Origin of the sequence: Moorella humiferrea, assembly GCF_039233145.1 — a bacterium.
GTDB classification, from domain to species: Bacteria; Bacillota; DSM-521; order Neomoorellales; family Neomoorellaceae; genus Neomoorella; species Neomoorella humiferrea.
In genome coordinates, this window is record NZ_CP136419.1 from 13,495 (window position 1) to 36,707 (window position 23,213).

Genomic DNA, 23,213 nt, shown 5'->3' on the forward strand with positions numbered 1-23,213 from the left:
CTATTTAGCTATTTGTAGATACTGGCGAATCCATGGTGGTATAATAATTTTGGTGATGAAAAAGTGGCCAGAGAACTAACGGAAATAATCAAAAAGCGCTATAACCGCACGGCGCTTTTTTATGATTGGATGGACCGGATGATCCCCAAAGAATGGCGCCGGCGGGTGTGGCAGGAAGCCCGGGGCCGGGTGCTGGAAGTTGGGGTAGGTACAGGAGCCAATTTCCCATTTTACCCACCTGGATGCCGGGTGACGGCCATTGATTTCAGCCCCGGGATGCTGGCCCGGGCCAGGCAAAAGCTCCATCTGGCCGGGGCACCGGTGGATTTAAAGGAAATGGATGTCCAGCACCTGGAATTTGGAGACGCCAGTTTTGACACGGTGGTAGCTACCTGCGTTTTTTGTACAGTACCCGATCCGGTGCAAGGGTTAAAGGAAGTACGCCGGGTTTGCCGCCCGGATGGCAGGATCATCCTCCTGGAGCATGTGCGCAGCGAGCACTGGTTCCTCGGCCCCTTGATGGATGCCTTGAACCCGCTGTTCCTGTATCTAATCGGGTCCAACATTAACCGCCGTACAGTAGCCAACGTCAGTAGAGCCGGTATCGAGATTGACCGGGAGGATGATCTTGCGGGAAAGATCGTTAAATTAATTGTCGGGCATCCCCGGGAAATTTAAAGTTTTGCCGGCAGCTTTCTTTAAGAGTTTGTTAAAATATCTCTTTCACCCTTGCGCTCCTGGCCACGGTATGCTAATATATTTTACAAATTAATTGATGCCAAAGCGATGAGGGGGAGTGTCGGCAGCCCACTCCGGTTGGCGAGAGAGCTGGTGGTCGGTGGGAACCAGCCCGGAGGCTGTCGAGAGGCACCCCTGAGTACCCGGCGAGAAATCCCTTGAGGGAACAAGTCGGGGCGGTCATGTCCGTTACGCATGCAGAGGGGGCCAGGTATGGTTTTAAACTACCTGGTCAATTAGGGTGGCACCGCGGGTGAAACTCTCGTCCCTTACAATGGGGACGAGAGTTTTTATTTTAGCTGCTAAATTATTCTACTGCAAGAGATTGGGAGGGGTGTTCTTTATGACTGAAAAGCAGATTTTACTTTTGCCCGGGCCGACGCCGGTACCGCCCCAGGTGGCCCTGGCCATGGCCCGGCCGGCTATAAACCACCGCGGTCCTGAGTTCAAAGCGCTGTGGGAAGAAGTTACGGAAGGGTTAAAGGATGTTTTCCAGACCCGTTCAGAGGTGGTCATTTTAACAGCTTCGGGTACCGGTGGCATGGAAGCAGCCGTAGCCAACCTCATTTCCCCCGGGGAAAAGGTGCTTGCCGTAACCATTGGTGCTTTTGGCGAGCGTTTCATTCAGATTTGCCGTGCCTTTGGCGTGGAAACGGAAGTTTTGGCCTTTCCCTACGGCCGGGCCGCCGATCCCGAAATCGTTGCCGAACGCCTCGCAGCCGACAAGGAACATAAAATTAAGGCCGTCCTCATCCAGCATAATGAAACTTCGACGGGGGTTTTGAACGACATCCAGGCCATCAGCCGCGCCCGGGGAAACCATCCGGCCCTCCTCATCGTGGACAGCATCAGCGGGCTGATAGCTGCCGACCTGCCCATGGATGCCTGGAACATTGACGTTGTAATCGCCGGTTCCCAGAAGGCCTTTATGCTGCCTCCGGGCTTAACGATGCTAGCCGTAAACGACCGTGCCTGGCAGGCGGCAGAAAAATGCTCCAACCATCGTTTTTATCTGGACATCAAAAAGGCGAGAAACTCCGGGCTAAAGGGGCAGACGCCCTTTACGCCAGGCGTATCCCTCCTTTACGGGCTACAGGAATCTCTGCGCCTGGTTAAGGAGGAAACCCTGGTCGGCAGCTTCGCCCGCCACGCCCTCATGCGGGATATGGTACGGGCCGGAGTTCGCGCCCTGGGGCTGAAGCTCCTGGCCGAGGACGAGGTAGCCTCACCCGCCGTTACGGCAGTCTGTGTTCCTGAAGGCATGAAGCCGGCGGATATTATCGCCCCCCTCAGGGAGAAATTCGGTGTAGTGGTGGCCGGCGGACAGGGTGAGGTAAAGGATAGGGTATTCCGGATCGGTCATTTGGGTTATGTAAGTTATAGCGACATCCTGGCCGGCCTGGCGGCCCTGGAAAACGTCCTTTTTGATGCTGGTGTACCGGTAGAACGGGGCGCGGCCGTGGCGGCGGCCGGAGCTGTATTAGGGAGGTGATAAACGCAATGCGCGTATTAGCCCTGGACGGAATCGACGAACGCGGCCTTAACATCTTGCGGGAGGCCGGCCTGGAAGTTACTGCCCAAGGCAAGATGAACGAGGAAGAGCTGAAAGATGCCATCCGCGATTATGACGCCTTAATCGTCCGCAGCGCTACCAGGGTGACGGCGGCAGCCATCAACGCCGCCAAAAGGTTAAAGATCATCGGCAGGGCCGGGGTGGGGACCGATAATATAGACGTAGGCGCCGCCACCGAACGGGGCATCGTTGTGGTCAACGCCCCCGAAGGCAATACCGTGGCGGCCGCCGAGCATACCATGGCCATGATGCTGGCCCTGGCCCGCAACATTCCTCAGGCCAATGCCGCTTTAAAGCAGGGAATCTGGGAAAAAAAGAAGTATGTAGGCGTGGAGCTGCGGGGCAAAACCCTGGGTATCGTGGGCCTTGGCAAAATAGGGCGGGAGGTGGCCCGCCGCGCCCGCGGTATGGAAATGAAGGTTATGGCCTATGACCCGTACGTCGATCCCGAACAGGCCGCCCGGCTGGAAGTCGAGCTGGCATCCCTGGAGGATTTGCTCAAGAACGCTGACTTTGTTACCGTTCACCTGCCGTTAACCAAGGAAACGAAGCATCTCCTGGGACGGGAAGAATTGGCTCTACTAAAACCCGGTGCAAGGGTGCTCAATGTGGCCAGGGGCGGCATTATCGATGAAGAAGCCCTTTATGAAGCCTTGAAAAGCGGTCATTTAGCCGGTGCGGCCTTGGACGTTTTTGAAGAAGAGCCCCTAAAGAAAAGCCCCCTCCTGGAACTGGACAATGTTATTGTCACCCCCCACTTGGGTGCTTCTACGGAAGAAGCCCAGGTGGCCGTTGCCGTCGAAGTAGCCCACGATATTGTACGCTGCCTTAGAGGCGAACCGGTGTTAAACGCAGTCAACATCCCAGTGGTCAGGGGGCATGTGGCCGAAGTCTTAAGACCTTATTTGCAGCTGGCGGAAAAACTGGGCGGCTTCCTGGCCCAGCTTATGGAAAGCCCCATTATTGCCGCTGAGATATGCTACAACGGCGAATTGGCCCAGTACGATCTGGCGCCCCTGACCAGCTCTTTCCTTAAGGGCTTATTGCGCCCCCTCCTGGCCGATGCTGTCAACTACGTCAACGCTCCCCTGGTGGCCAAGAAGCGGGGCATCCGCATCCGGGAAAAGAAGAGTAGAGAAATGGAGTATTTTGCCAATCTCATCAGCGTTAAAGTAGAGGGGCGGCGGGAGAGCCACCGTCTGGCGGGTACCGTCAACCAGTCCGGAGAACCTCGTGTGGTCAACCTGGACGGCTACAGTGTGGACGCCAGCCCCTCGGGTCACATGCTGGTAGTGCCCCATATAGATCGGCCGCGGATAGTAGGCCCCGTGGCCATGGTGATAGGAGATCATAAGATAAATATCGCCGGTATGCAGGTGGGACGGCAGGAAATCGGCGGCGAAGCGGTAATGCTCATCAGCGTCGACAACGAAGTGCCGCGGGAAGCCCTGCAGGCCATTCGCCGGGTAGACGGCGTTTTGGATGTGCGCTACATTCACCTGTAAATGGTAGATAAGGGGGCTTGGCCCCCTTAAATTTTTCGGGCGGGTTTGCTACCGGCCGCTAAACGTGGCATAATAGTGGCAGGATTATCCACCATAAAAAGAAAGGGGAGCGATATTTTGCTGGATATAAAATTTATACGTCAGGAACCGGAAAAGGTGGCCCGGGGCTTGGCCCGCCGGGGTCTGGAAGCCGGTTTGGAGAGGTTTTTACAACTTGACGGGCGGCGGCGCAGCATCTTGGTGGAGGCCGAAGCTTTAAAGAGCAAACGCAACCAGGTTTCGGCAGAAATTGCCCGCCTTAAAAAGAAGGGGGAGGACGCCGAGGAATTAATTGTCGCCATGCGCGAGGTCAGCGACCGCATTAAAGAACTGGATGCAGAACTTCGCGCCGTCGAGGAAGAGCTAGAGCAAGAACTTTTGAGGATACCCAACATTCCCCATGACACTGTGCCTGATGGACAAAGCGACGCCGATAACAAGACGGTACGCCACTGGGGCGATATACCCCGGTTCGACTTTGAACCCCGGCCCCACTGGGAGATCGGGGAAAGGCTGGGGATCATCGATTTTGAGCGCGGCAGTAAGGTGGCCGGGGCGCGGTTCGTTTTTTACCGCGGTGCGGGGGCGCGTCTGGAGAGGGCGCTGATCAACTTTATGCTGGACCTTCATACTATAAAGCACGGGTATACGGAAATTTTCCCGCCCTATTTAGTCAACAGTGCCAGCATGATCGGTACCGGCCAGTTGCCTAAATTTGCCCAGGACATGTTTCATGTAGAGGGCACAGATTACTATCTCATACCAACTGCCGAGGTGCCCGTTACCAATTTATACCGGGGTGAGATTTTAAACGGTGAAGAATTACCCATTTATCACGTGGCCTACAGCGCATGTTTCCGGGCCGAAGCCGGGGCTGCCGGAAGGGATACCCGGGGTCTTATCCGCCAGCACCAGTTTAACAAGGTAGAGCTTGTGAAATTTACCCGGCCTGAAGAATCCTATGAAGAACTGGAAAAACTGACACGGGATGCCGAAGAAGTATTGCAGCTTTTGGGCCTTCCCTACCGGGTAGTGGTTCTCTGCGCCGGGGACCTCGGCTTTTCGGCGGCCAAAACCTACGACCTGGAAGTGTGGCTGCCCAGCGCCGGTACTTACCGGGAGATATCCTCGTGCAGCAATTTTGAGGACTTTCAGGCGCGGCGGGCCGACATCCGTTTTCGTCCAAGCCCAAAGGAAAAACCTCGCTATGTTCATACTTTAAACGGATCAGGGGTTGCCGTAGGGCGCACGGTGGCGGCCATCCTTGAGAACTACCAGCAAGAAGACGGTTCGGTCATTATACCCAAAGCCTTAAGGCACTATATGGGCGGTCTGGAGGTTATCCGACCGGAAGGGGCTTAAAAAATGAACCCCTCCCTCCACTTTCTGACCAAGGAAAACTGGCAGTGGAATTTACTGTTCTTTATATACGGCCTCTCCTTTTTTCTCATGGGCTTCGGCATCCTCCTGAAGGCCCGTCGGGGGAGCAATTTGCGCCTGGGCAGGTGTCTGCCCTGCCTGGCCTTTTTCGGCATATTCCACGGTATAGTGGAGTGGGGATACAACTTTATACCTACCGCTGTTGTCATGGAAGACTGCCGCACATTTAGGGGTATTATTTTTAACGGGGGGCATGTCCTGCTCCTGGGTTTATCATACCTTTTTCTGCTTTATTTTGGCGTCAATCTCCTTGGAGATATCAGGCATTGGCCTTCCTGGAGAAAAATTATACCTATCGCGGCCTTTGGGGGATGGCTTTTTTATGCCGCCCTTACCTTTCCCGGCGTAAATAGGGATGTCAATGTCTGGTTTATTCTGATAGAAATTGCCGCCCGTTATATGCTAGCGACCCCGGGGGCGCTGATAAGTGGCCTGGCCATCCTGGCCCAGGGGGACGAGCTGCGCCATTTAAGGCAAAAATCCTTGAAGTTCTTTCTCAATGGCGCCGCATCAGCTCTGTTTCTTTATACCGTCGGCGGCGGGCTTCTCGTACCTCCGGCTCCCTTTTTCCCCGCCAACGTCTTTAATACCGATTTTATGATGCGTTTGGGACTGCCGGCCCAGGCCCTGCGCATCTTTAGCAGCATTCTGGTGGCCTTTTTTATTTTTCGTCTTCTGGACGTGTACGACGCCGAAGAAAGGTATGAACGCGAAAAATCCCGGGAAAGGGAAATGATATGGCGGGAAAGGGAAAAGATCCGGCGTGACCTCCATGACGGCATTATACAATCCATTTATGCCCTGGCCTTAGGGTTGCAACACTGTCGTCTCCTCCTGGCAGACGAACCCTCGAAGGTCGCCGCCAGGATGTTTGAGCTTTCCCAACAGGCAGAAAAGGTAATAGCTGATTTACGCCAATATCTTGCCGGGCTGGACCTGGGGCGAGAACTTCCCCCCGACCCCGTGGCCTTAGTTGATAAAGTGATGGGGGAAGCCTTCGTGAAAGGCGACATTAAAGTTAAGGTCAGGGGAAACAGGGCTGCCGTTTTGGACGGCGAACAGCGGGAACACCTTTACTACATGATGCTTGAGATATTAAGCAATATAACCCGTCACGCCGGGGCCAGCCAGGTATGGGTGGATATCGATCTGGAAAGCGACGGCTTTAGGGTCAAAATTGCCGACAACGGTAAAGGCTTTTTGACGACGGCCCCCGGCGGCGGTCATGGGCTTAAAAACCTAAATGAGCGGGCGGCCCTGGCCGGGGGATGGCTGGACATCGAATCTTCACCCGGCAGGGGGACGGCCGTAACCTTCTGGCTGCCTTACGGCGGTGATGAACAGGGAGGAAGGCCATGACCATCCGCGTGATGCTGGTCGACGACCATGCCGTTGTCCGGGAGGGTCTGCGTGCCCTTCTTAGCAAAGAAAATGATATCGAAGTTGCGGGGGAAGCGGGAAGCGCCGCCGAACTGATGGAACAGGTTGACAAAGTCCGACCGGAAGTGGTGGTTATGGACCTGCAGCTGGGCAATGGCCCCAACGGGATAGAGGCGACTAAAGAACTGTTGCAAAGGCGACCGGAATTGAAAGTAGTAGTTTTAAGCATGTTTGACGACCGCCACCTAATCTTTCGCGCTTTAAGTGCCGGCGCCAAGGGTTATGTTTTAAAAAGGGCAGGTATTGAAGAACTCACCCAGGCCATTCGCCTTGTTGCAAAAGGGGAGGCCTATCTCGATCCCCAGATTGCCCGCCAGGTCGTCGAGGGCCTGCAGGAAGGTTTACCGCAGGGCGAAGAGAATGACGGTAGCGAGGTAGAATTGACCGAACGGGAAATGGAGGTCCTGCGCCTTGTCGCGGAAGGCCTTACCAATGCCGAGATAGCCAGGCGGCTGTTTATAAGCGTCAAAACCGTTCAGGCCCATCGGGCCAACCTGATGCAGAAGTTAGGGCTCCATGACAGGGTAGAACTCGTTAAGTATGCCATTAAAAAGGGTATTCTAAAACTATAGGCCATCTAGGTTTTAGAACCGAGAAGAAAAATAGGATCGCCTCCTAATTTGTTCCCCCTCTCCCTTGGGTTATAGTAAACATGGAAACTATCACGAAGGGAGAGAAGGGAGATGCGTACCATTTTACGCGATAAGCGCTTCAGCATTGTGTGGACGCTTTTGCGTATTTGGTTGGGTTGGCAATGGCTGGAGGCCGGTCTGCATAAATTTCCCGATCCGAAATGGATGCAGACTGGCGAAGCGTTGAAGGGTTTCTGGGCCAAGGCCGTAGGCGCTCTGCCCAACACCACTCCGGCCATCAAGTACGGTTGGTATGAAGCATTTATTCGTTCTTTATTAAACGGCGGCCATTATACGTGGTTTGCCAAGCTGGTAGTTATCGGCGAAATTTTGACGGGTATTGCCCTCATCCTGGGTGCGGCTACGGTATTTTCGTTGTTCATAAGCGCTTTTATGAACCTCAATTTTATGCTTGCCGGTAGCGCCAGCACCAATCCGGTACTGTACACGGTAGCCATCCTCCTCTTGTTGGCCGGGAGTTCCGCTTACTATTACGGCATTGATCGCTTGGTATTGAATTACTGGCAGCGTAACAAAGAAAAGCTGGGCGAGCCGGCCGCGGCGCATAAGTCATAAGTAAAAATTTAAAGCCCCGGTTTAAAGCCGGGGCTTTAATTGACAGTAGGGCGGGATTGTGTTATACTAACCTTGCGAGTTATAAGGAGGGGTGTCCGAGCGGTTTAAGGAGCTGGTCTTGAAAACCAGTGATGCTCTTACGGGCACCGTGGGTTCGAATCCCACCCCCTCCGCCAATAGAAAAAAGCGTGGAGAGATGGCCGAGTAGGTCGAAGGCGATCGCCTGCTAAGCGATTGTACGGGTCTAAAACCTGTACCGTGGGTTCGAATCCCACTCTCTCCGCCAGAAAATAAACCGGTGCCAAGGGCTCCGGTTTTATTTTTTTGCTTGCGCTTGAATATAACTTGTTGTATATTTTTTTTAAGGGCAACCATGAAGGTTGCAATATGACCATGGAGGTCATAACGACTCTTCCATGGTTTATTTTTTTCTACCCAAATTAATTCCGGGCCCGGTTGTTTAATTTAAAATATTAGGAGGTAAAGGTTATGCATATGGCAGATGCTCTCCTTTCACCCGCCGTAGGCGGCACTATGTGGGCGGTTACGGCAGGAGTAGCCGCCTATTCAATAAAAAAAGTACAGGGGGAATTGGATGAACAAAAGGTGCCTTTGATGGGGGTGCTGGGCGCCTTTGTGTTTGCGGCCCAAATGATTAACTTTACCATTCCCGGTACCGGTTCCAGCGGCCACCTGGGCGGAGGACTGCTTCTGGCTATACTCCTGGGCCCTTATGCCGGTTTTTTGACCATGGCTTCCGTATTAATCATTCAAGGGCTGTTTTTTGCCGACGGTGGTCTGCTTGCTATGGGATGTAACATATTCAATCTCGGCTTCTATACATGTTTTATTGCCTATCCCTTGATTTATAAAACTATGGTTCGCAGAGGTTACACGACCCGCCGTATATTTGCCGGCTCATTGCTGGCGGCAATAGTCGGCCTGCAACTCGGTTCATTTAGCGTCGTCCTGGAAACCCTTCTATCGGGTATTACGAATTTGCCCTTTGGCACATTTGTCATGTTAATGCAGCCCATCCACCTTGCCATCGGTGTGGTAGAAGGCCTCATCACCGCTGCCGTGGTTACCTACATTTGGAAAACCCGCCCGGAAATATTGGAGAAGGCGGCGACGGGGGAGTTGCTGGGCGGTATTACCATCAAAAAAGTCCTTACCGTCCTTGCCGTCGCGGCCGTTATAACCGGTGGTGTTTTTTCCTGGTTTGCCTCGACATATCCAGACGGGCTAGAATGGTCCCTGCTTAATGCTACCGGTAAAGAGGAACTCGAAGCACCAGATGGCGTTCATCAAGCCCTGGCTTACCTTCAGGAAAAAATTGCCTTTTTCCCTGACTACGGTTTTAAAAATAATGCCGGGGAAGCGGCTGGGGGCGCGCTGGGGGACGAAGGTATGTGGCCGGCTGTAGATGCAGGTACCAGCGTATCGGGACTGGTCGGCGGGGCAATGACCCTAATTTTGGCAGCAGCAACAGGCCTTATAATAAGAACGGTTAAAAGAGGAAAAGGGCAGAGGTTTGTTTAGATTAAAAGCGTAAAAGGGGTTTTTGATAGCGATGGCCGATCCGGTACCGGCATTTTATAACATAAGATTCCTTGATGAATTGGCAGCAAAAAAATCTATTATCCACAACGTGCATCCCCTTATGAAATTATTAACAACAGGCGTTTATCTTTTGGTAACCGTCTCCTTTAATAATTACGATTTAAGCAGTATGCTTCCTCTTATCTTCTATCCCGTTATTATTATGGCATTGGCAGATATCCCCGCAGTCCCCATTTTTAAAAGGGTGATTCCTGCTTTGCCTTTTATAATCGGTATAGGTATTTTTAATCCTATATATGATAAAACTCCCGTACTGGTACTGCCATGGATTGTCGTTTCGGGGGGCTGGATTTCTTTTTTTTCAATATTGCTTAAAGGCATATTGACAATAACTGCGGCCCTTATTCTTGTCGCCACTACCGGGATGCCGAAAATCACTTCGGCACTAGGAATAATAAGAATACCCGGCGTGTTTATTACCCAGCTTTTGCTAACGTACAGGTATATAGCGGTATTGGATGAGGAAGCTGGGAGAATGGTACGCGCCTATTCGTTACGCTCTGCGGGTGAAAAGGGCATCAAATTCAGGGATTGGGGTCCTTTAACGGGACATTTACTTATCAAGTCCATGGAAAGGGCCCAACGCGTTTACCGTTCGATGTGCTGTCGGGGATTTGCAGGAGAATACCATACCGGTAGAGAAAAAGGAATTAGCGCCGGCGACCTCCTGTACCTCGCCGGATGGAGTTTAGCTTTTATATTAATTCGCCGGTACAATATTTCGGAGATACTGGGATGGTTAATGATGGGAGCAAAGAAATAAATGAGCCACCATATTATACAAGCGATTAACTTAAAATATAAATATCCCGATGGGCACCAGGCCTTGAACGGAGTTGCTTTCCGGATTACCCATGGGCAGTCCGTAGCGATTATTGGGGCCAATGGTGCGGGCAAGTCGACTTTGTTGTTGCACCTGGTCGGGGTACTGTTTCCGGAGGAAGGAGAGATCAGGATAGGTGAAATACCAGTAACCAGGAAAACACTGCCTTTGATTCGACAAAGGGTGGGGATGGTTTTTCAAGACCCGGATGACCAGTTATTTATGCCTACCGTTTATGATGATGTAGCCTTTGGACCGCGAAATTTAAAATTACCCGAGGAAGAGGTTGAAAAGAGGGTAGTTGCCTCCCTCGACACCGTTGGAATTCTACATTTAAAGGATAGACCTCCGTACAAGCTTTCCGGCGGTGAAAAGCGTGCGGCTGCCATCGCCACAGTTCTGGCCATGAACCCTGATATTCTGGTTATGGATGAGCCGACGTCCTCCCTTGATCCGCGCTCAAGGCGCCGTTTAATAATTCTCCTAAAAGGTTTTACCCATACGAAGATAATTGCTACCCACGATCTGGACATGGTTTTTGAGCTTTGCGAAAGAACGATTGTTTTGAAGGACGGGAGGATAATGGCTGACGGCCGGACAGAGAAAATTATTAGCGATGCCGCATTGATGGAGGAATGTGGGCTGGAGTTACCTCTGGGTTTACTGGGATGTCCGGTTTGCGGCGCAAAAAAAGACTGATTCCTGAGAATAAATTAGGTACCCTTGACTAACCCTTTTATCTCTGCTACAATAAACTCTGCAACTGAAAAAATTTATGCGCCCGTAGCTCAACGGGATAGAGTAACTGGCTACGAACCAGGAGGTTGGGGGTTCGAGTCCCTCCGGGCGCGCCATTTTTTATTCGTGCGTCTGTAGCTCAGGTGGATAGAGCAGCGGTTTCCTAAACCGCGTGCCGGGGGTTCGAGTCCCTCCAGGCGCACCAGAATACCAGTGAGGGGGTCCCATGTGGACCACCATTTCTATATGGGGGAAGCCCTGGCCGAGGCCCTTAAAGCCCTTGAGCTGGGAGAAGTACCCATAGGGGCCGTGGTGGTAGAAGAGGGCCGCATCATCGCCCGGGCCGGCAACCGCAGGGAGACGTGGGCCGATCCAACGGCCCATGCCGAAATAATCGCTCTGCGGGAAGCAGCCCGAAGCCGGGGCAACTGGCGGCTGGATGGGGTGACCATCTATGTTACCCTGGAACCGTGCCCCATGTGTGCCGGTGCCCTGGTCCAGGCCAGGGTAAAGAGGCTGGTATACGGTGCTCCGGATTTTAAGGCCGGGGCGGTCGATTCCGTAATTAATCTTGTGGAAAACCGCCACTTTGACCATCAGTTGGAGGTTATCTCCGGCATTCGTGAGGACGAATGCCGGCAGTTAATAAAAAGTTTTTTCCAAGAAGTGCGGAGAGATGGCTGAGCTGGTTGAAGGCGCTCGACTCGAAATCGAGTAGGCGGCTGAAGAGGTCGCCTCGTGGGTTCGAATCCCACTCTCTCCGCCAGAAAAAGTTAATTAAGGGGTGTTGCCGTTATAAAGGCCCTCCCCTTTAACTTAAATAACTTGACTTGTTCAATTGATGCGGCTTGCATTCGGCCGCCCGTGGCTGTATAATTTTTATATCAACAAACGCTAAATTTGACGCGGAGAGATGGCTGAGTTGGTCGAAGGCGCTCGCCTGGAGAGCGAGTAGACGGGTCACAAACCCGTCTCGTGGGTTCGAATCCCACTCTCTCCGCCATTTTAATTTTTATAGCTTTGACCGTGCTAGACGGGGAGGTAGCGGTGCCCTGTAACCCGCAAACCGCTATAGCGGGGTCGAAGTCCCACTGGCGGGCCTGACCTGTGGGGTCCGGCTGGTGTAAGGGGCGAAGATAACCGGGTCCTGCGCGACGAGGACTCATGAACCCCGTCAGGTCCGGGAGGAAGCAGCGGTAAGTGAGCCCCCTCGGGTGCCGCGGGAGTGCCTGGTTGGAGTTACCTGCACCGGTAACGCCCGGAGGCCATGTTCAACAGTGGGTGCACGGTCACCTAATGAGACAAAAAGGGATTATTCGAGCGGGGAATAATCCCTTTTTATATATTCATTTTGCCTTCACCGGAAGAAGGTGAGGAAATCGTGGTTCACTATCAGGCCTTATACCGGCAGTGGCGACCGCGTACCTTTGCCGAGGTAGTGGGGCAGGAACACGTCACCCGCACCCTGCTCAACGCCCTGCGTAGCCAGCGTTTGGTCCACGCCTACCTATTCTGCGGACCCCGGGGTACGGGTAAGACCAGCACGGCCAAAATTTTGGCCAAAGCCGTCAACTGCCGGGCTCCCCGGGAAGGAGAACCCTGCAACGAGTGCCCCAATTGCCTGCGCATTAATGCCGGCAATTCCCTCGACGTCCTGGAAATCGACGCCGCTTCCAACCGCGGCATCGATGAAATCCGGGAATTGATCGAAAAGATTCCTTTAGGACCGGTGGAGGGTCGTTATAAAGTCTATATCATCGACGAAGTCCACATGCTGACGCCGGAGGCCTTTAACGCCCTCCTGAAAACCCTGGAAGAACCGCCGGCCCATGCCCTTTTTATCCTGGCTACCACTGAGCCGCGCAAAGTACTGCCGACCATCCTTTCTCGTTGCCAGCGCTTTGACTTTCACCCCTTGACGGCTACCGCCATCACCGGGCGCCTGCAGCAGGTAGCAGAGGCCAACAATGTACAGATTGAAGGGGCGGCTTTAAGCCTTTTGGCGCGGAAGGCTGCCGGGGGTTTACGCGATGCCTTAAGCCTGCTGGACCAGGTCTTGGCGACCAGTACCGGCAACATCGTTACCGCGGAACAGGTCGCCACCGTCCTGGGAACGGCCCGCCTGGATACTCTGCTGGCCATCACGGACGCCCTGGCTGCCGGTGAAAGCCAAAGAATGCTGCACCTCATTGACGAAGCCCTGGGTTCGGGAATTGAGCCCCAGCGGCTTCTGGAAGATCTCCTGGAACATGCCCGTAACCTGCTGCTTCTGCAAATGGACTCCGGGGCGGGGGAGTTTACCGGGCTCTTACCGGAAGAAGTGGAACAGGTTGTCGCCCAGGCTCAAAAATTTACTTCCCGGCGCCTTTTGGAACTTATGGAACGGCTGCAGGAAGGTGTTGCCGGTCTTCGCTGGAACAACCAGCCGCGCATCCTTCTGGAGATGACTTTAACCGGCTTTCTCCTCTCCCCTGGTCCTTCCCTGGATGAATTAATCCGCCGTGTTAATGAATTGGAAAAACGTCTGGCCGCCCTGGAAGGTAGCCCTTCAGGCAGAAAAAGATTGTCCGGGTCGATGGGCGAGGCTGCGACGGCCGGAACAGGTTCTCTTCACGAACAAAACCGGCGGAACCCGCAACAATTGGACCGGAGAAAGGGTGAAGAAGTACGTACCGCCGGCAAAAAAGAACCGTTTCCGCTGTTGGATTTGACTGCCGTGCGACAAAGATGGCAGGAAGTCCTGGCGGCAGCCCGGCGGGAGAGCGTGCATCTTCAGGCATATCTGCGGGCGGGGGAACCCATAGCCGTTGTAGAAGATACCCTTACCCTGGAGGTAAGAACGGATTTTCATCGGAGTATGCTGGAACAAGAAGCCAATAGGCAGAGGGTGGAAAAAGTTCTGGCCAAGGTTTTCGGCCGTCCCTTTAAACTAAATATTACGGCGGGGAGCCCGATTGAACAAAGGGCGAGTCAAGAAGTTTTGGACAAACTGGTAGAATATTTCGGTCCCGATAAAGTGGAGATTAAAGATTGAAAGGGAGGATACAAAACGTGGGCATGAACAATCTCAACAAAATGATGAAGCAGATGCAAAAGATGCAGGCCCAGATTGCCAAACTCCAGGACGAACTGGGAGAAAGAACGGTGGAGGCCGCCGCCGGTGGTGGTGCCGTAGTGGTGACGGCCAACGGTCGCCAGGAAATAGTGAGCATTAAAATCGATCCGGATGCCGTCGACCCCGAGGATGTTGAGATGCTGCAGGATCTCATCCTTGCTGCCGTCAATGAAGCCCTGCGCCAATCCCAGGAAATGGTGGCCAAAGAAATGGGTAAAATTACCGGAAACATGCGCCTGCCGGGGTTTTAACCTATGTTTTATCCAGATTCCTTGAACAAACTTATTACGGCCCTGGGCAAACTGCCGGGAGTGGGACCTAAGACTGCCCAGCGGCTGGCCTTTTATCTCCTCAACGCACCGGCGGAGGAAGCGGAAAGCTTGGCCGCGGCCATTCTTGAGGCACGCCGGAAAATCCATTACTGTTCTGTATGCGGCAACTTGACCGACCGGGATCCCTGCCATCTTTGCACTGATCCCGAGAGGGATCAAACCATTATCTGTGTGGTGGAGGAGGCCAGGGACATAGTAGCCCTGGAAAAGACCCGCCAGTACAGGGGTTTATATCACGTTTTGCAGGGAGCCATTTCACCCGTGGACGGCATCGGGCCGGAACAGTTAAAAATAAAAGGGCTTTTACGACGCCTGCACGACGGTAAAATTAAAGAAGTAGTTCTGGCCACCAATGCTGATGTGGAAGGGGAGGCTACCGCCCTTTACCTGGCCAAGTTGTTAAAGCCTTTGGCTGTGAAGGTTACCCGTCTTGCTTACGGCCTGCCGGTGGGAAGCGATTTAGAATATGCCGACGAGGTTACCTTGGCCCGGGCCTTCAGCGGCCGCCGCGAGATGGAATAAAAACAGGCAAGAAATTATTCCCAGCTGCATATGTTATAGGCAAAGGGCAGTTGGGGAGGGTACCGCATGCAGCAGAAGGGGGCTTTTGAAGGGAAGTTAGAACAGCTGGCCGATGCCATCAGAGAAGCTAAGGAAGAATGGTGGGCGGCCGAGCGGCTTTTCGCCGAGGTAACCGATCCGTATTTGGTCGATCAGGCAATTTACATGATGGAGGCTGCGGAACGGAAATATATGTACCTGTGGAAGCTGGCAAGGAGTGGAGAATATGGGTGCTGATGTTGTCCAGTTGATTCTGGCGGGAATATTTTTGCTTTTTCTCTTTTATCTTGTAGGCAGCCTTTTATTAAAACCCCTACGGTGGGTCTTTAAGATTATTATTAACTCCTTTTTCGGTCTCCTTCTCCTCTGGGCTTTCAATTTTTTCGGTGCCCATTTTAATTTTTTCATCCCCCTGAACTGGCTTACCGTCATAATCGCCGGTTTTTTAGGCCTGCCCGGCCTTCTTTTACTGATCTTTCTGCGCCTGGTCCTGGGATCTTAGAGATTAAAAGGATTACGTCCGGTTTAAAGCCGGGCTTTTTTATTTTGGGGATTTAGTATGCAATTTGGGGACGGAAGCATAATAACTACCGGAATGAAGAAGACGCGGATAGTCGAGGCATATTTAGGGGAGTACGGCAGCGGCAAATCGGAGAATGCCGTAAACCGGGCCGTTTTTTTACGGGAGCAGGGGCGCCGGGTCACCCTTGCCGATCTGGATACCGTAGAACCGTGTTATACCCTTCGTCCTTTAAAAACCGAGCTGGAAGAAATAGGGATAGAAGTTTTAGCCTGGGAGACGGGGCAGGTGACCGGTTGGGGTGAGGCGGGGACTATCTTACACCCGGCCGTCCGCTGGGCCCTGTACCGGGAAGGGGACGTAATCATCGATGCCGGCTACGGCACGGCCGGAGCCAAAATACTTAATTTGCTGGAGGGAGTTTCTACTTCCCCTGAACTGCAAATCCTGGCGGTAATTAATACGGCCCGGCCAGCAACGGCTACGGTAGAAGATATTATTGACCACGTCCGTTCATTAGGACGGGTGGATGGGTTGTTGAATAACACCCATCGGGGCGAGGCAACGACGGTGGAACTCATCCAGGCCGGGGCAAGGAAGGTAACCGCCGCGGCCAGGGAGTTGAACCTTCCGGTAGTGGCCACGGCCGTAATGTTTGACCTGGTCCCCCTTATGGGTACGCAGGATTGCTGCGGTAATCCCTTGCGGCCGATTAAACGCTTCATGCCCCGGGCATTCTGGTGAAAATTAATACGACGAGGTGTTTTTATATGGCAACTAGGCCCATTACAGGCGAGGAGCGGGCCTTTATGACCGGCAACGAAGTGGTGGCCTGGGCGGCCCTGGCCGCCGGAGCCGACATCATGTACGGCTATCCCATCACGCCGCAAAATGAAATCATGCACTATTGGACGAGGATGGCTCCGAAATACGGACGCGGATTTCTCCAGACAGAAGATGAAATTTCTGCCGGTTTTGCCACCGTAGGGGGTGTATTAGCAGGAAAAAGGGCCTTTACAGCTACTGCAGGGCCGGGCAACGTCCTCATGCAGGAGGCCATGGCCATGGCCGAAATGATGCGCCTGCCCACGGTGGTGGTGGTGACCCAGCGCGGCGGGCCGTCCACGGCCACGGTAATCTACTCCCAGCAGGAACTAAACCTCACCTGCTTCGGCGGCAACGGCGAGGGCTTGCGCATCGTTTATTCCCCTTCTTCCCATGACGAGCTGTTTTTGTATACAATTAAAGCCTTTAACAGCGCCTGGAAATATCGTTTTCCCACCTTTGTCCTGGGGGACGGATATCAATCAAAAATGCGGGAGCCGGTAACCATTTTTGATCCCGAAACCCGGGGCATTACTATGGAACCGTGCCGCCCCATGGTTGGTCTGCCGGGCCTGCCGGGAGAAGAACGCGAACCGGCCCACCTGCGCAATACCTACAACCTGGAAGAAGAGCTTTACGAAGTATTGATGAAAGCCATAAAGGCCTACGATTCTGTGGCGCCCCAGGTGATGGAGTGGGACGTATATGCCGTCGATGACGCCGAACTGCTGATTATCGCCCACGGGGTCGTTTCCCGGGCCGCCCGGGCGGCCGTTGCCGTCTTGCGGGAAAGGGGTTACAAAGCTGGCTATTTCCGCCCCATCACCTTACGGCCCTTTCCGGCGGAACCTTTAAGGCCCCTGGCCGGCCGGGCCCGCCATATCCTGGTGGTAGAATCGGCCTACGGCCAGCTGAAAAGACAGGTCCAGGCCGGGCTTTACGGTATATCTACGCCGGTCACCGGGTACCTGCGCCCGGGAATGGGAATAACACTGGAAGAAATAGTGGAATTTGTCCATGAAAAGGAGCTGATCTAATGGCCATCGCCGTCCAACCGCAAATGCCCCGGGTCTGGCGGCTGGAAACCAAGCCCCACAAATTTTGTCCCGGTTGCGGCCACGGCATTGTCCTCAAGGCCCTGGGCGAAGCCATCGACGCCCTTGGTATCCAGGAACGCACTATTTTCGGGTGCGACATCGGCTGTTCTCTCCTTTCTTGGGACTTTTTCAACCTGGACACCGTCCAGACCCACCACGGCCGCACTACGCCGGTACTGGTGGGCATCAAACGGGCGCGGCCGGAATTAGTAGTTGTTTCCTACATGGGCGACGGCGGCGCCTACGCCATCGGCGCCCAGCACCTGGTCAGCAGCGCCGCCCGCAACGACCTGGTGACCATTATCGTGGTCAACAACACCGTTTACGCCATGACTGGCGGCCAGATGGCCCCGACTACCCTGCCGGGCCAGAAGACGGAAACAACCCCCTACGGCCGCGACGCCGGCCTCACCGGACGGCCCATCCTGGGACCGGAACTGGTGGCGGCCATCGCCCCGCCGGGGGCCTACGTAGCCCGGGGGAGCATCGCCAATATCGTCCAGTTAAAAAACTTTATCCAGAAGGGCCTGCAGAACCAGGTGGAAGGCCGAGGCATCGCCTTTATCGAGGCCCTGTCGTCCTGTCCTACCAACTGGCACACCAATGCCGCAGCTACCTGGCGTTTTGTGGAAGAAGAAATGACGGCTTATTTTCCTATCGGGGAATTCAGGACGCCGGACGAAAAACCGTCCGGACGCTTGCGGGAGGTGCCTCCCCGTGGACTTTAATCTTAAAATCGCCCTAGCCGGGGAAGGCGGGCAGGGGGTGCAGGCGGCGGCCGAGATCATCACCGAAGCGTCCTATCGGGCCGGCTTCCAGGCCCTGTATATCCCCAATTTCGGCGTGGAGCAGCGGGGCGGCGTTTCGGTGGCCTTTGTCCAGATAAGCAGGGAGCCGGTGAGTGCGCCTAAATTTACTACCGGCGATATAGTGGTAGCTTTGAGCACCCGGGCCGTGGAACGGGTACGGCAGTATGTAGGCGAGAAGACTTTACTGGTTTATGAGGGCGGTCTGGAAGACGACGTGCGGCGGGTTTACGGGGAAAAACAGAGGCGTCTGGCCGTCCCGGCCCTATTCATAGCCCAGGAGGAAATGCATCCCCGTGTCTTTAACGTTATCATCCTGGGAGTGCTGGTAGGCATCACGGGTTTTTTGAAAGTAGAAGATGTACAACAGGCCCTGGAACGCCAGTTGGGCCACAAGTTTGCCCAGGACCCGAATCTTAGGGAGCTAAACTACCGCGCCCTGGCGCGAGGCTACGATATTGGCAGGCAGAAGCAAGGAGTTAGCAGTAAACGTACGAATGTTTAAAGGGGCGAAGGATTTTGAGCTCAGTTTTTAAGGCCATTACCACAGAAAACGGTAAAGGGATATTTCACCTGTTTCCAGCCCTGTGCAAGGGCTGCGGCCTCTGTATCGAGAAGTGCCCAGTAGATACTATCGGCTGGGCTAAACAACTGGGGGCCTTCGGCACCCCGGTGGTAGAGCCCGGTCACGGCAAACCCTGCATAGCCTGTAAAAAGTGCCAGCTCGTTTGCCCCGATGCCGCTATCTGGATCGAAAGGCGCGACGGCAGGGGGCGGGATACTCCAGGTCAATCGTGAAATGCCGGCTAACCTGCGGCGAAAGCCGTCATCCTGCGGGGGTCACGACGGTCAAGAAATAATTAAAAGTGACGATTAATATTAATGAAAACCGCAAAAGGCGAACCTGACCGAAAGGCAGGGGCGCAAAGCCACGGGCCTAAAACCTTAACAGGTCATGGCAGCCGGGTTGCCGGGTAAATCATACGTAATTGGCTAACGATTATGGGCAACTCCGGTTAATGCGGGTTGTCTAATTTTTTTAGGAGTTTTCGAAGGAGGTAAGTTGAATGAAGTACAAAAAACTAATTGGTGTGGTGGCCATGGCCGGCCTATTCTTATATGCCGGTATAGCTTACGCTTATCCGGGCAAGGGTAACAGTAGTCATAAAGCTAGCCATTATGGGGCGGCCGCCGCAGGGAAGACTGATTATCGGTCTTATGTTAACGCCGGGGTTGAAAGGGAAGATAGCAATTTAAAAGACGATAGCAAATTAGAAACTGAAGTGAACCAGCAAGAAAGAGAGATGCAAGAAGAGTCCGGGATTACAAGTAGTAAGGGGCTAAAAGATCAAAATAGGAAAAGGGAACAGATAACAGAAGAAGTCCAAAATGAAGGTTTGGAAAAATTCCGAGGCCGGATTCGGGTAAAAAATAAAGAGATAAAATTTGATGTACCGCCAGTAATTAAATCCGGCCGCACTCTGATCCCTGTCAGGGCGGTTACGGAAGGCCTGGGTGCAACTGTTAACTGGGATGAGGCAACCAATACCGTAACCATAACCAAAAATGGGGTTACCGTAGTACTTATCCTTGGCAGCACGGAAGTAACGGTTAATGGAACAAAAATGAATTTAGATGTTCCGGCTCTATTAATTAGCAACCGTACTTTTGTGCCCTTGAGGTTCTTAAGTGAAGTATTTAAAGAAAAAGTAAATTATAATGACGCCACTGGCGACATCGATGTTGGCGACAATAATGATAGCGACATAGAAACTGGCGATATTGATGTTGAAGAAGGTACAGGAGAGACGACGGAATCACCGACATCAACGGCTCCGGAAACATCATCGAGTACCAATTCGACTACAACAGAAGTATCGACCTCTACGGAAACAGTACCCACCGCTGACAATACAAATAGTACTGGTACGACAACTCTTCCTTCCAATCCAGCGCCAGTTCCAACGACCTCCTCAATACCTGCCGCTTAAAGCGGCAATAAAACCCCTGCCTTATTAGGTGAGGGGTTTTATTGTGCAATAACTGGAGGTAAAGCATGGGGCGGCCGGACGGCGGCCCCATAAAATCATTGACAGGTTCAATGTGTTAAGGATATATTAAAATTGGAGAAAGAGAAACCCCTGGCTACCCTGCAGGGGTAAAGGAAAAGGGAGGGGAAAATTTTTTGCGTATCGTTTTTATCGGTCAGGCTCCTTTTGGCAAAGACTGCCTTAAGGCCCTCCTTGATCAGGGGGAAGAAGTAGTCGGCGTCCTTACCGTACCGGACCGGCCGGGGCAAAAAGGGCCTAACCCGGTTAAAGAGCTGGCCCTGGAGCGCGGCCTGCCCCTCTTGCAGCCGGCACGTTTGAAGGAGCCGGAAGCCCTGAAATGGGTTGAAAACCTAAGACCTGATTTGCTGGTACTGGCCTTTGTAACCGATATCGTCCCCAAGGCCATGATCGATCTGGCCACCCACGGCGGCATTAATTATCATCCTTCACTGCTGCCCAAATACCGTGGCGGCAGCGCCATGAACTGGGCCATTATCAACGGTGAAACGGAAACGGGCGTCACCATCCACCAAATAGATGCCGGCATCGATACCGGACCGATAATCCTGCAGCGAAAAGTGGCCATCGATCCCGATGATACGGTGAAATCCCTATATTTTGAAAAACTTTATCCCTTAGGCGTGCAAATGGTGGCCGAAGCCGTCCGCTTGATCCGGGAAGGGAAGGCAAACCCTGTACCCCAGGATGAAAGCCTGGCTTCCTATCAACCGGTGATAAAAGAGGCGGATGTAAGGATTGATTGGCGGCAAAGCACGCAGAAGATTTACAATTTAATCCGCGGTTCCAACCCCAGCCCGGGGGCCTGGACGACCTTCCGGGGAGAAAAGTTGAAAATATGGGAGGCCTCTCCCATTAGCGGGTGTGGTGCACCGGGCAGGATAATTGATGTAATACCTGAAGAAGGGTTCGCCGTAGCAACTGGAGATGGAGCCCTCCTGGTGCGGCGGGTGCAGTATGGCGGCAATATGGAAAAAATACCGGCCGGAGGCTTTGTGACCGAAGCCGAAGTCGTAAAGGGGGAAGAACTGCTGTAATTTTTCCTGTCTGCTGGTTAGACCATAAGACAGGAAGCTAGTTTACGAAAAATGGTGAAAGACCTTCAGACCGGTTTTTTTTCGTCGGCCTGAAGGGTTTTATAAGCCAGAGAATTCTTGACACCTGTTCAAAGCTACTGATAGATTTAAATAAATGAATATTAACTCTTTGTGATATTATTAACAAAATAGACTGGGGGCGGTAAAAGAGAAGCTAAAAACTTTATTATCTTACCCTGGGTCCACCGTTTTAAGCGGTGTTAGCTATAAAATTATGGCCTTGGTCAAGATTTTTAAAAAGGGGAAGGGAGAGGGGTTAATTAATGATCGATCAATCAACCCTGAACGAATTGGTAAGAATTGTCGGGAAAGATAATGTGTTGACCTCCAAAGTGTCATTAAATACCTACATGTATGACGCCTCCCTGGTTTACGGGTCGCCGGAAGTAGTAGTCTATGTTCAGAATGCCCAGCAGATCGCGGCCATTCTGAAGCTGGCCAGCAGCAAAAAAATTCCCGTGACTCCCCGCGGCGGGGGTACTTGCTTGAGCGGCGGCGCCGTGCCCCAGCGTGGAGGCATAGTTATCGTCATGACCAGGATGAACCGTATCCTGGAAATCGATCCGGAAAATCGCGTGGCGGTTGTAGAACCGGGCGTGACCAATATGGAGTTGCAGAAGGCCGTCGCCCCTTACGGCCTGGTTTACATGCCCGATCCTGCCAGCCAGAAGGTGTCGACCATGGGCGGCAACCTGGGAGAAAATTCGGGCGGTATGCGCGGCATTAAGTACGGCCTTACCAAAGATTATATTATCGGCATGGAACTAGTTTTGTCCAACGGGGAAATTGTACAACTAGGCGGCAAGGTGGAACCGATAGCCCAGGAGCTTAACCTTAATGCCCTGTTGATCGGTTCAGAAGGCAACCTGGGCATTGCCACCAAGATAATCTGCAAACTGTCGCCGGCGCCGCGCGCCAACCGCACTATGTTGGCAATATACAATACCCTTGAAGACGCCGGTGAATCGGTGTCTGCCATTATCGCCCACGGTATTATACCCTGTACTTTGGAACTTATGGACAATAAAATCATCAATGCCGTTGAAGACTGGCTGCACATCGGCCTGCCGATAGAGGCAGGGGCAATTCTTTTAATTGAAGTGGACGGTTGGGATGCCGGCCTCGACCGTCAGGCCCAGCAGATCATGCAGATCTGCCGTGAAAAAGGGGCTGTTGACGTGAAGCTGGCCAAGAACGCCAAGGAGAGGGACGATCTATGGACGGCCAGGCGGATGGCCATCGGTGCCATCGGTCGTCTTGCCCCCAACTATGATATGGAAGACGCCACCGTACCGCGAACCAAACTGCCGGAAATCCTTAAGGAAGTGAACCGTTTAAGCAAGGAATACGATTTGGCCATCGGCATGCTAGCCCATGCCGGTGACGGCAACCTGCATCCCCTGGTCCTTTTCGATGAGCGGAATAAAGAACAAATGGAAAGGGTGGAAAAAGTCAGGGCCGCCCTGTTTAAAAAGGCCCTGGAATTGGGAGGCACCCTTTCCGGCGAGCACGGCATTGGTTTAGCCAAGCTGGAATTTGTACGCTGGGCCTTCAATCCGGAAGAAATTAATTTCCTGCGCCGGGAACGTCTGGCCTTTGATCCCTACGACATTTTGAATGCCGGTAAAACCGTACCGGACAACGATACGGCGGCCTGAGGAGGA

24 protein-coding genes, 6 tRNA genes, 1 other RNA gene, 1 riboswitch and 1 other annotated feature are annotated in these 23,213 nt (G+C 53.2%); all 31 genes read left to right on the forward strand.

Features of this window, described 5'->3' with window-relative positions:
- The first annotated feature begins 63 nt into the window (after positions 1 to 63).
- The 31 genes from MHFGQ_RS00075 (at position 64) to MHFGQ_RS00225 (ending at position 23,207) form a co-directional block, all read left to right on the forward strand.
- Positions 64 to 678 carry a class I SAM-dependent methyltransferase gene (locus MHFGQ_RS00075; protein WP_106004954.1) on the forward strand — a complete coding sequence of 205 codons (615 nt, stop codon included), beginning with the start codon at positions 64 to 66 and terminating at the stop codon, positions 676 to 678.
- A gap of 99 nt (positions 679 to 777) precedes the next feature.
- Positions 778 to 1,011: a binding site (T-box leader), on the forward strand.
- 70 nt (positions 1,012 to 1,081) lie between these two features.
- A complete protein-coding gene (locus MHFGQ_RS00080; RefSeq protein WP_106004955.1) occupies positions 1,082 to 2,230 on the forward strand; it encodes a pyridoxal-phosphate-dependent aminotransferase family protein in 1,149 nt (382 codons plus the stop codon).
- An 8-nt stretch (positions 2,231 to 2,238) separates the two neighbouring features.
- Positions 2,239 to 3,816: a phosphoglycerate dehydrogenase gene (serA, locus tag MHFGQ_RS00085; RefSeq protein WP_106004956.1), complete on the forward strand. Its 1,578-nt coding sequence runs from the start codon at positions 2,239 to 2,241 to the stop codon at positions 3,814 to 3,816.
- A gap of 117 nt (positions 3,817 to 3,933) precedes the next feature.
- On the forward strand, positions 3,934 to 5,217 hold the full coding sequence (gene serS, locus MHFGQ_RS00090) for a serine--tRNA ligase (RefSeq protein WP_106005085.1): 1,284 nt from the start codon (positions 3,934 to 3,936) through the stop codon (positions 5,215 to 5,217).
- Between the two features lie 3 nt (positions 5,218 to 5,220).
- Positions 5,221 to 6,654, forward strand: a complete 1,434-nt coding sequence (locus MHFGQ_RS00095; RefSeq protein ID WP_106004957.1) for a sensor histidine kinase — start codon at positions 5,221 to 5,223, stop codon at positions 6,652 to 6,654.
- A complete protein-coding gene (locus tag MHFGQ_RS00100; protein ID WP_106004958.1) occupies positions 6,651 to 7,307 on the forward strand; it encodes a response regulator in 657 nt (218 codons plus the stop codon). The genes MHFGQ_RS00095 and MHFGQ_RS00100 overlap by 4 nt, the downstream gene beginning before the upstream one ends.
- Before the next feature lie 111 nt (positions 7,308 to 7,418).
- Positions 7,419 to 7,943 (forward strand): DoxX family membrane protein, encoded by a 525-nt coding sequence (locus MHFGQ_RS00105; RefSeq protein WP_106004959.1) that lies wholly within the window; start codon positions 7,419 to 7,421, stop codon positions 7,941 to 7,943.
- Positions 7,944 to 8,028: 85 nt separating this feature from the next.
- Positions 8,029 to 8,119, forward strand: a tRNA-Ser gene (locus MHFGQ_RS00110).
- 14 nt (positions 8,120 to 8,133) lie between these two features.
- A tRNA-Ser gene (locus MHFGQ_RS00115) sits at positions 8,134 to 8,229 on the forward strand.
- A 203-nt stretch (positions 8,230 to 8,432) separates the two neighbouring features.
- Positions 8,433 to 9,485, forward strand: coding sequence for an energy-coupling factor ABC transporter permease (locus tag MHFGQ_RS00120; protein ID WP_106004960.1), 1,053 nt, complete (start codon positions 8,433 to 8,435; stop codon positions 9,483 to 9,485).
- 31 nt (positions 9,486 to 9,516) lie between these two features.
- Positions 9,517 to 10,329, forward strand: a complete 813-nt coding sequence (gene cbiQ / locus MHFGQ_RS00125; protein ID WP_106004961.1) for a cobalt ECF transporter T component CbiQ — start codon at positions 9,517 to 9,519, stop codon at positions 10,327 to 10,329.
- On the forward strand, positions 10,330 to 11,088 hold the full coding sequence (locus MHFGQ_RS00130; protein WP_106004962.1) for an energy-coupling factor ABC transporter ATP-binding protein: 759 nt from the start codon (positions 10,330 to 10,332) through the stop codon (positions 11,086 to 11,088).
- Positions 11,089 to 11,166: 78 nt separating this feature from the next.
- Positions 11,167 to 11,243 (forward strand) — tRNA-Arg (locus MHFGQ_RS00135).
- A 12-nt stretch (positions 11,244 to 11,255) separates the two neighbouring features.
- Positions 11,256 to 11,332: transfer RNA gene (locus MHFGQ_RS00140), tRNA-Arg, on the forward strand.
- A 23-nt stretch (positions 11,333 to 11,355) separates the two neighbouring features.
- Positions 11,356 to 11,811: a tRNA adenosine(34) deaminase TadA gene (tadA, locus tag MHFGQ_RS00145; RefSeq protein ID WP_106004963.1), complete on the forward strand. Its 456-nt coding sequence runs from the start codon at positions 11,356 to 11,358 to the stop codon at positions 11,809 to 11,811.
- Positions 11,798 to 11,893: transfer RNA gene (locus MHFGQ_RS00150), tRNA-Ser, on the forward strand. The genes tadA and MHFGQ_RS00150 overlap by 14 nt, the downstream gene beginning before the upstream one ends.
- Before the next feature lie 141 nt (positions 11,894 to 12,034).
- Positions 12,035 to 12,130, forward strand: a tRNA-Ser gene (locus MHFGQ_RS00155).
- Between the two features lie 21 nt (positions 12,131 to 12,151).
- An RNA gene (gene ffs, locus MHFGQ_RS00160) (signal recognition particle sRNA large type) lies at positions 12,152 to 12,416 on the forward strand.
- Between the two features lie 92 nt (positions 12,417 to 12,508).
- Positions 12,509 to 14,161, forward strand: coding sequence for a DNA polymerase III subunit gamma/tau (gene dnaX / locus MHFGQ_RS00165; protein ID WP_106004964.1), 1,653 nt, complete (start codon positions 12,509 to 12,511; stop codon positions 14,159 to 14,161).
- A 23-nt stretch (positions 14,162 to 14,184) separates the two neighbouring features.
- A complete protein-coding gene (locus MHFGQ_RS00170; RefSeq protein ID WP_422879831.1) occupies positions 14,185 to 14,493 on the forward strand; it encodes a YbaB/EbfC family nucleoid-associated protein in 309 nt (102 codons plus the stop codon).
- 3 nt (positions 14,494 to 14,496) lie between these two features.
- The gene (gene recR / locus MHFGQ_RS00175; protein ID WP_106004966.1) at positions 14,497 to 15,096 is read left to right on the forward strand and encodes a recombination mediator RecR; all 600 of its coding nucleotides are present in this window, start codon (positions 14,497 to 14,499) and stop codon (positions 15,094 to 15,096) included.
- A gap of 66 nt (positions 15,097 to 15,162) precedes the next feature.
- Positions 15,163 to 15,372 carry a DUF2508 family protein gene (locus MHFGQ_RS00180; protein WP_106004967.1) on the forward strand — a complete coding sequence of 70 codons (210 nt, stop codon included), beginning with the start codon at positions 15,163 to 15,165 and terminating at the stop codon, positions 15,370 to 15,372.
- The gene (locus MHFGQ_RS00185; RefSeq protein ID WP_106004968.1) at positions 15,362 to 15,637 is read left to right on the forward strand and encodes a pro-sigmaK processing inhibitor BofA family protein; all 276 of its coding nucleotides are present in this window, start codon (positions 15,362 to 15,364) and stop codon (positions 15,635 to 15,637) included. Before MHFGQ_RS00180 ends, MHFGQ_RS00185 begins: the two co-directional genes overlap by 11 nt.
- A gap of 57 nt (positions 15,638 to 15,694) precedes the next feature.
- Entirely contained in the window at positions 15,695 to 16,399 is a 705-nt protein-coding gene (locus MHFGQ_RS00190; RefSeq protein WP_245907811.1) for a hypothetical protein, read from the forward strand.
- Between the two features lie 26 nt (positions 16,400 to 16,425).
- Complete coding sequence (locus MHFGQ_RS00195) at positions 16,426 to 17,517, forward strand: ferredoxin oxidoreductase (protein ID WP_106004969.1); 1,092 nt, start codon at positions 16,426 to 16,428, stop codon at positions 17,515 to 17,517.
- Positions 17,517 to 18,305 carry a thiamine pyrophosphate-dependent enzyme gene (locus MHFGQ_RS00200; RefSeq protein ID WP_106004970.1) on the forward strand — a complete coding sequence of 263 codons (789 nt, stop codon included), beginning with the start codon at positions 17,517 to 17,519 and terminating at the stop codon, positions 18,303 to 18,305. The genes MHFGQ_RS00195 and MHFGQ_RS00200 overlap by 1 nt, the downstream gene beginning before the upstream one ends.
- The gene (locus MHFGQ_RS00205) at positions 18,295 to 18,888 is read left to right on the forward strand and encodes a 2-oxoacid:acceptor oxidoreductase family protein (protein WP_106004971.1); all 594 of its coding nucleotides are present in this window, start codon (positions 18,295 to 18,297) and stop codon (positions 18,886 to 18,888) included. Before MHFGQ_RS00200 ends, MHFGQ_RS00205 begins: the two co-directional genes overlap by 11 nt.
- Positions 18,889 to 18,902: 14 nt before the next feature.
- Positions 18,903 to 19,181 carry a 4Fe-4S dicluster domain-containing protein gene (locus MHFGQ_RS00210; protein WP_106004972.1) on the forward strand — a complete coding sequence of 93 codons (279 nt, stop codon included), beginning with the start codon at positions 18,903 to 18,905 and terminating at the stop codon, positions 19,179 to 19,181.
- An 89-nt stretch (positions 19,182 to 19,270) separates the two neighbouring features.
- Positions 19,271 to 19,358: riboswitch (cyclic di-GMP riboswitch) on the forward strand.
- Between the two features lie 92 nt (positions 19,359 to 19,450).
- Positions 19,451 to 20,374 carry a copper amine oxidase N-terminal domain-containing protein gene (locus MHFGQ_RS00215; RefSeq protein WP_106004973.1) on the forward strand — a complete coding sequence of 308 codons (924 nt, stop codon included), beginning with the start codon at positions 19,451 to 19,453 and terminating at the stop codon, positions 20,372 to 20,374.
- Between the two features lie 194 nt (positions 20,375 to 20,568).
- Positions 20,569 to 21,489: a methionyl-tRNA formyltransferase gene (gene fmt / locus MHFGQ_RS00220; protein ID WP_170066205.1), complete on the forward strand. Its 921-nt coding sequence runs from the start codon at positions 20,569 to 20,571 to the stop codon at positions 21,487 to 21,489.
- A 323-nt stretch (positions 21,490 to 21,812) separates the two neighbouring features.
- Entirely contained in the window at positions 21,813 to 23,207 is a 1,395-nt protein-coding gene (locus MHFGQ_RS00225; protein ID WP_106004975.1) for an FAD-binding oxidoreductase, read from the forward strand.
- Positions 23,208 to 23,213 lie beyond the last annotated feature (6 nt).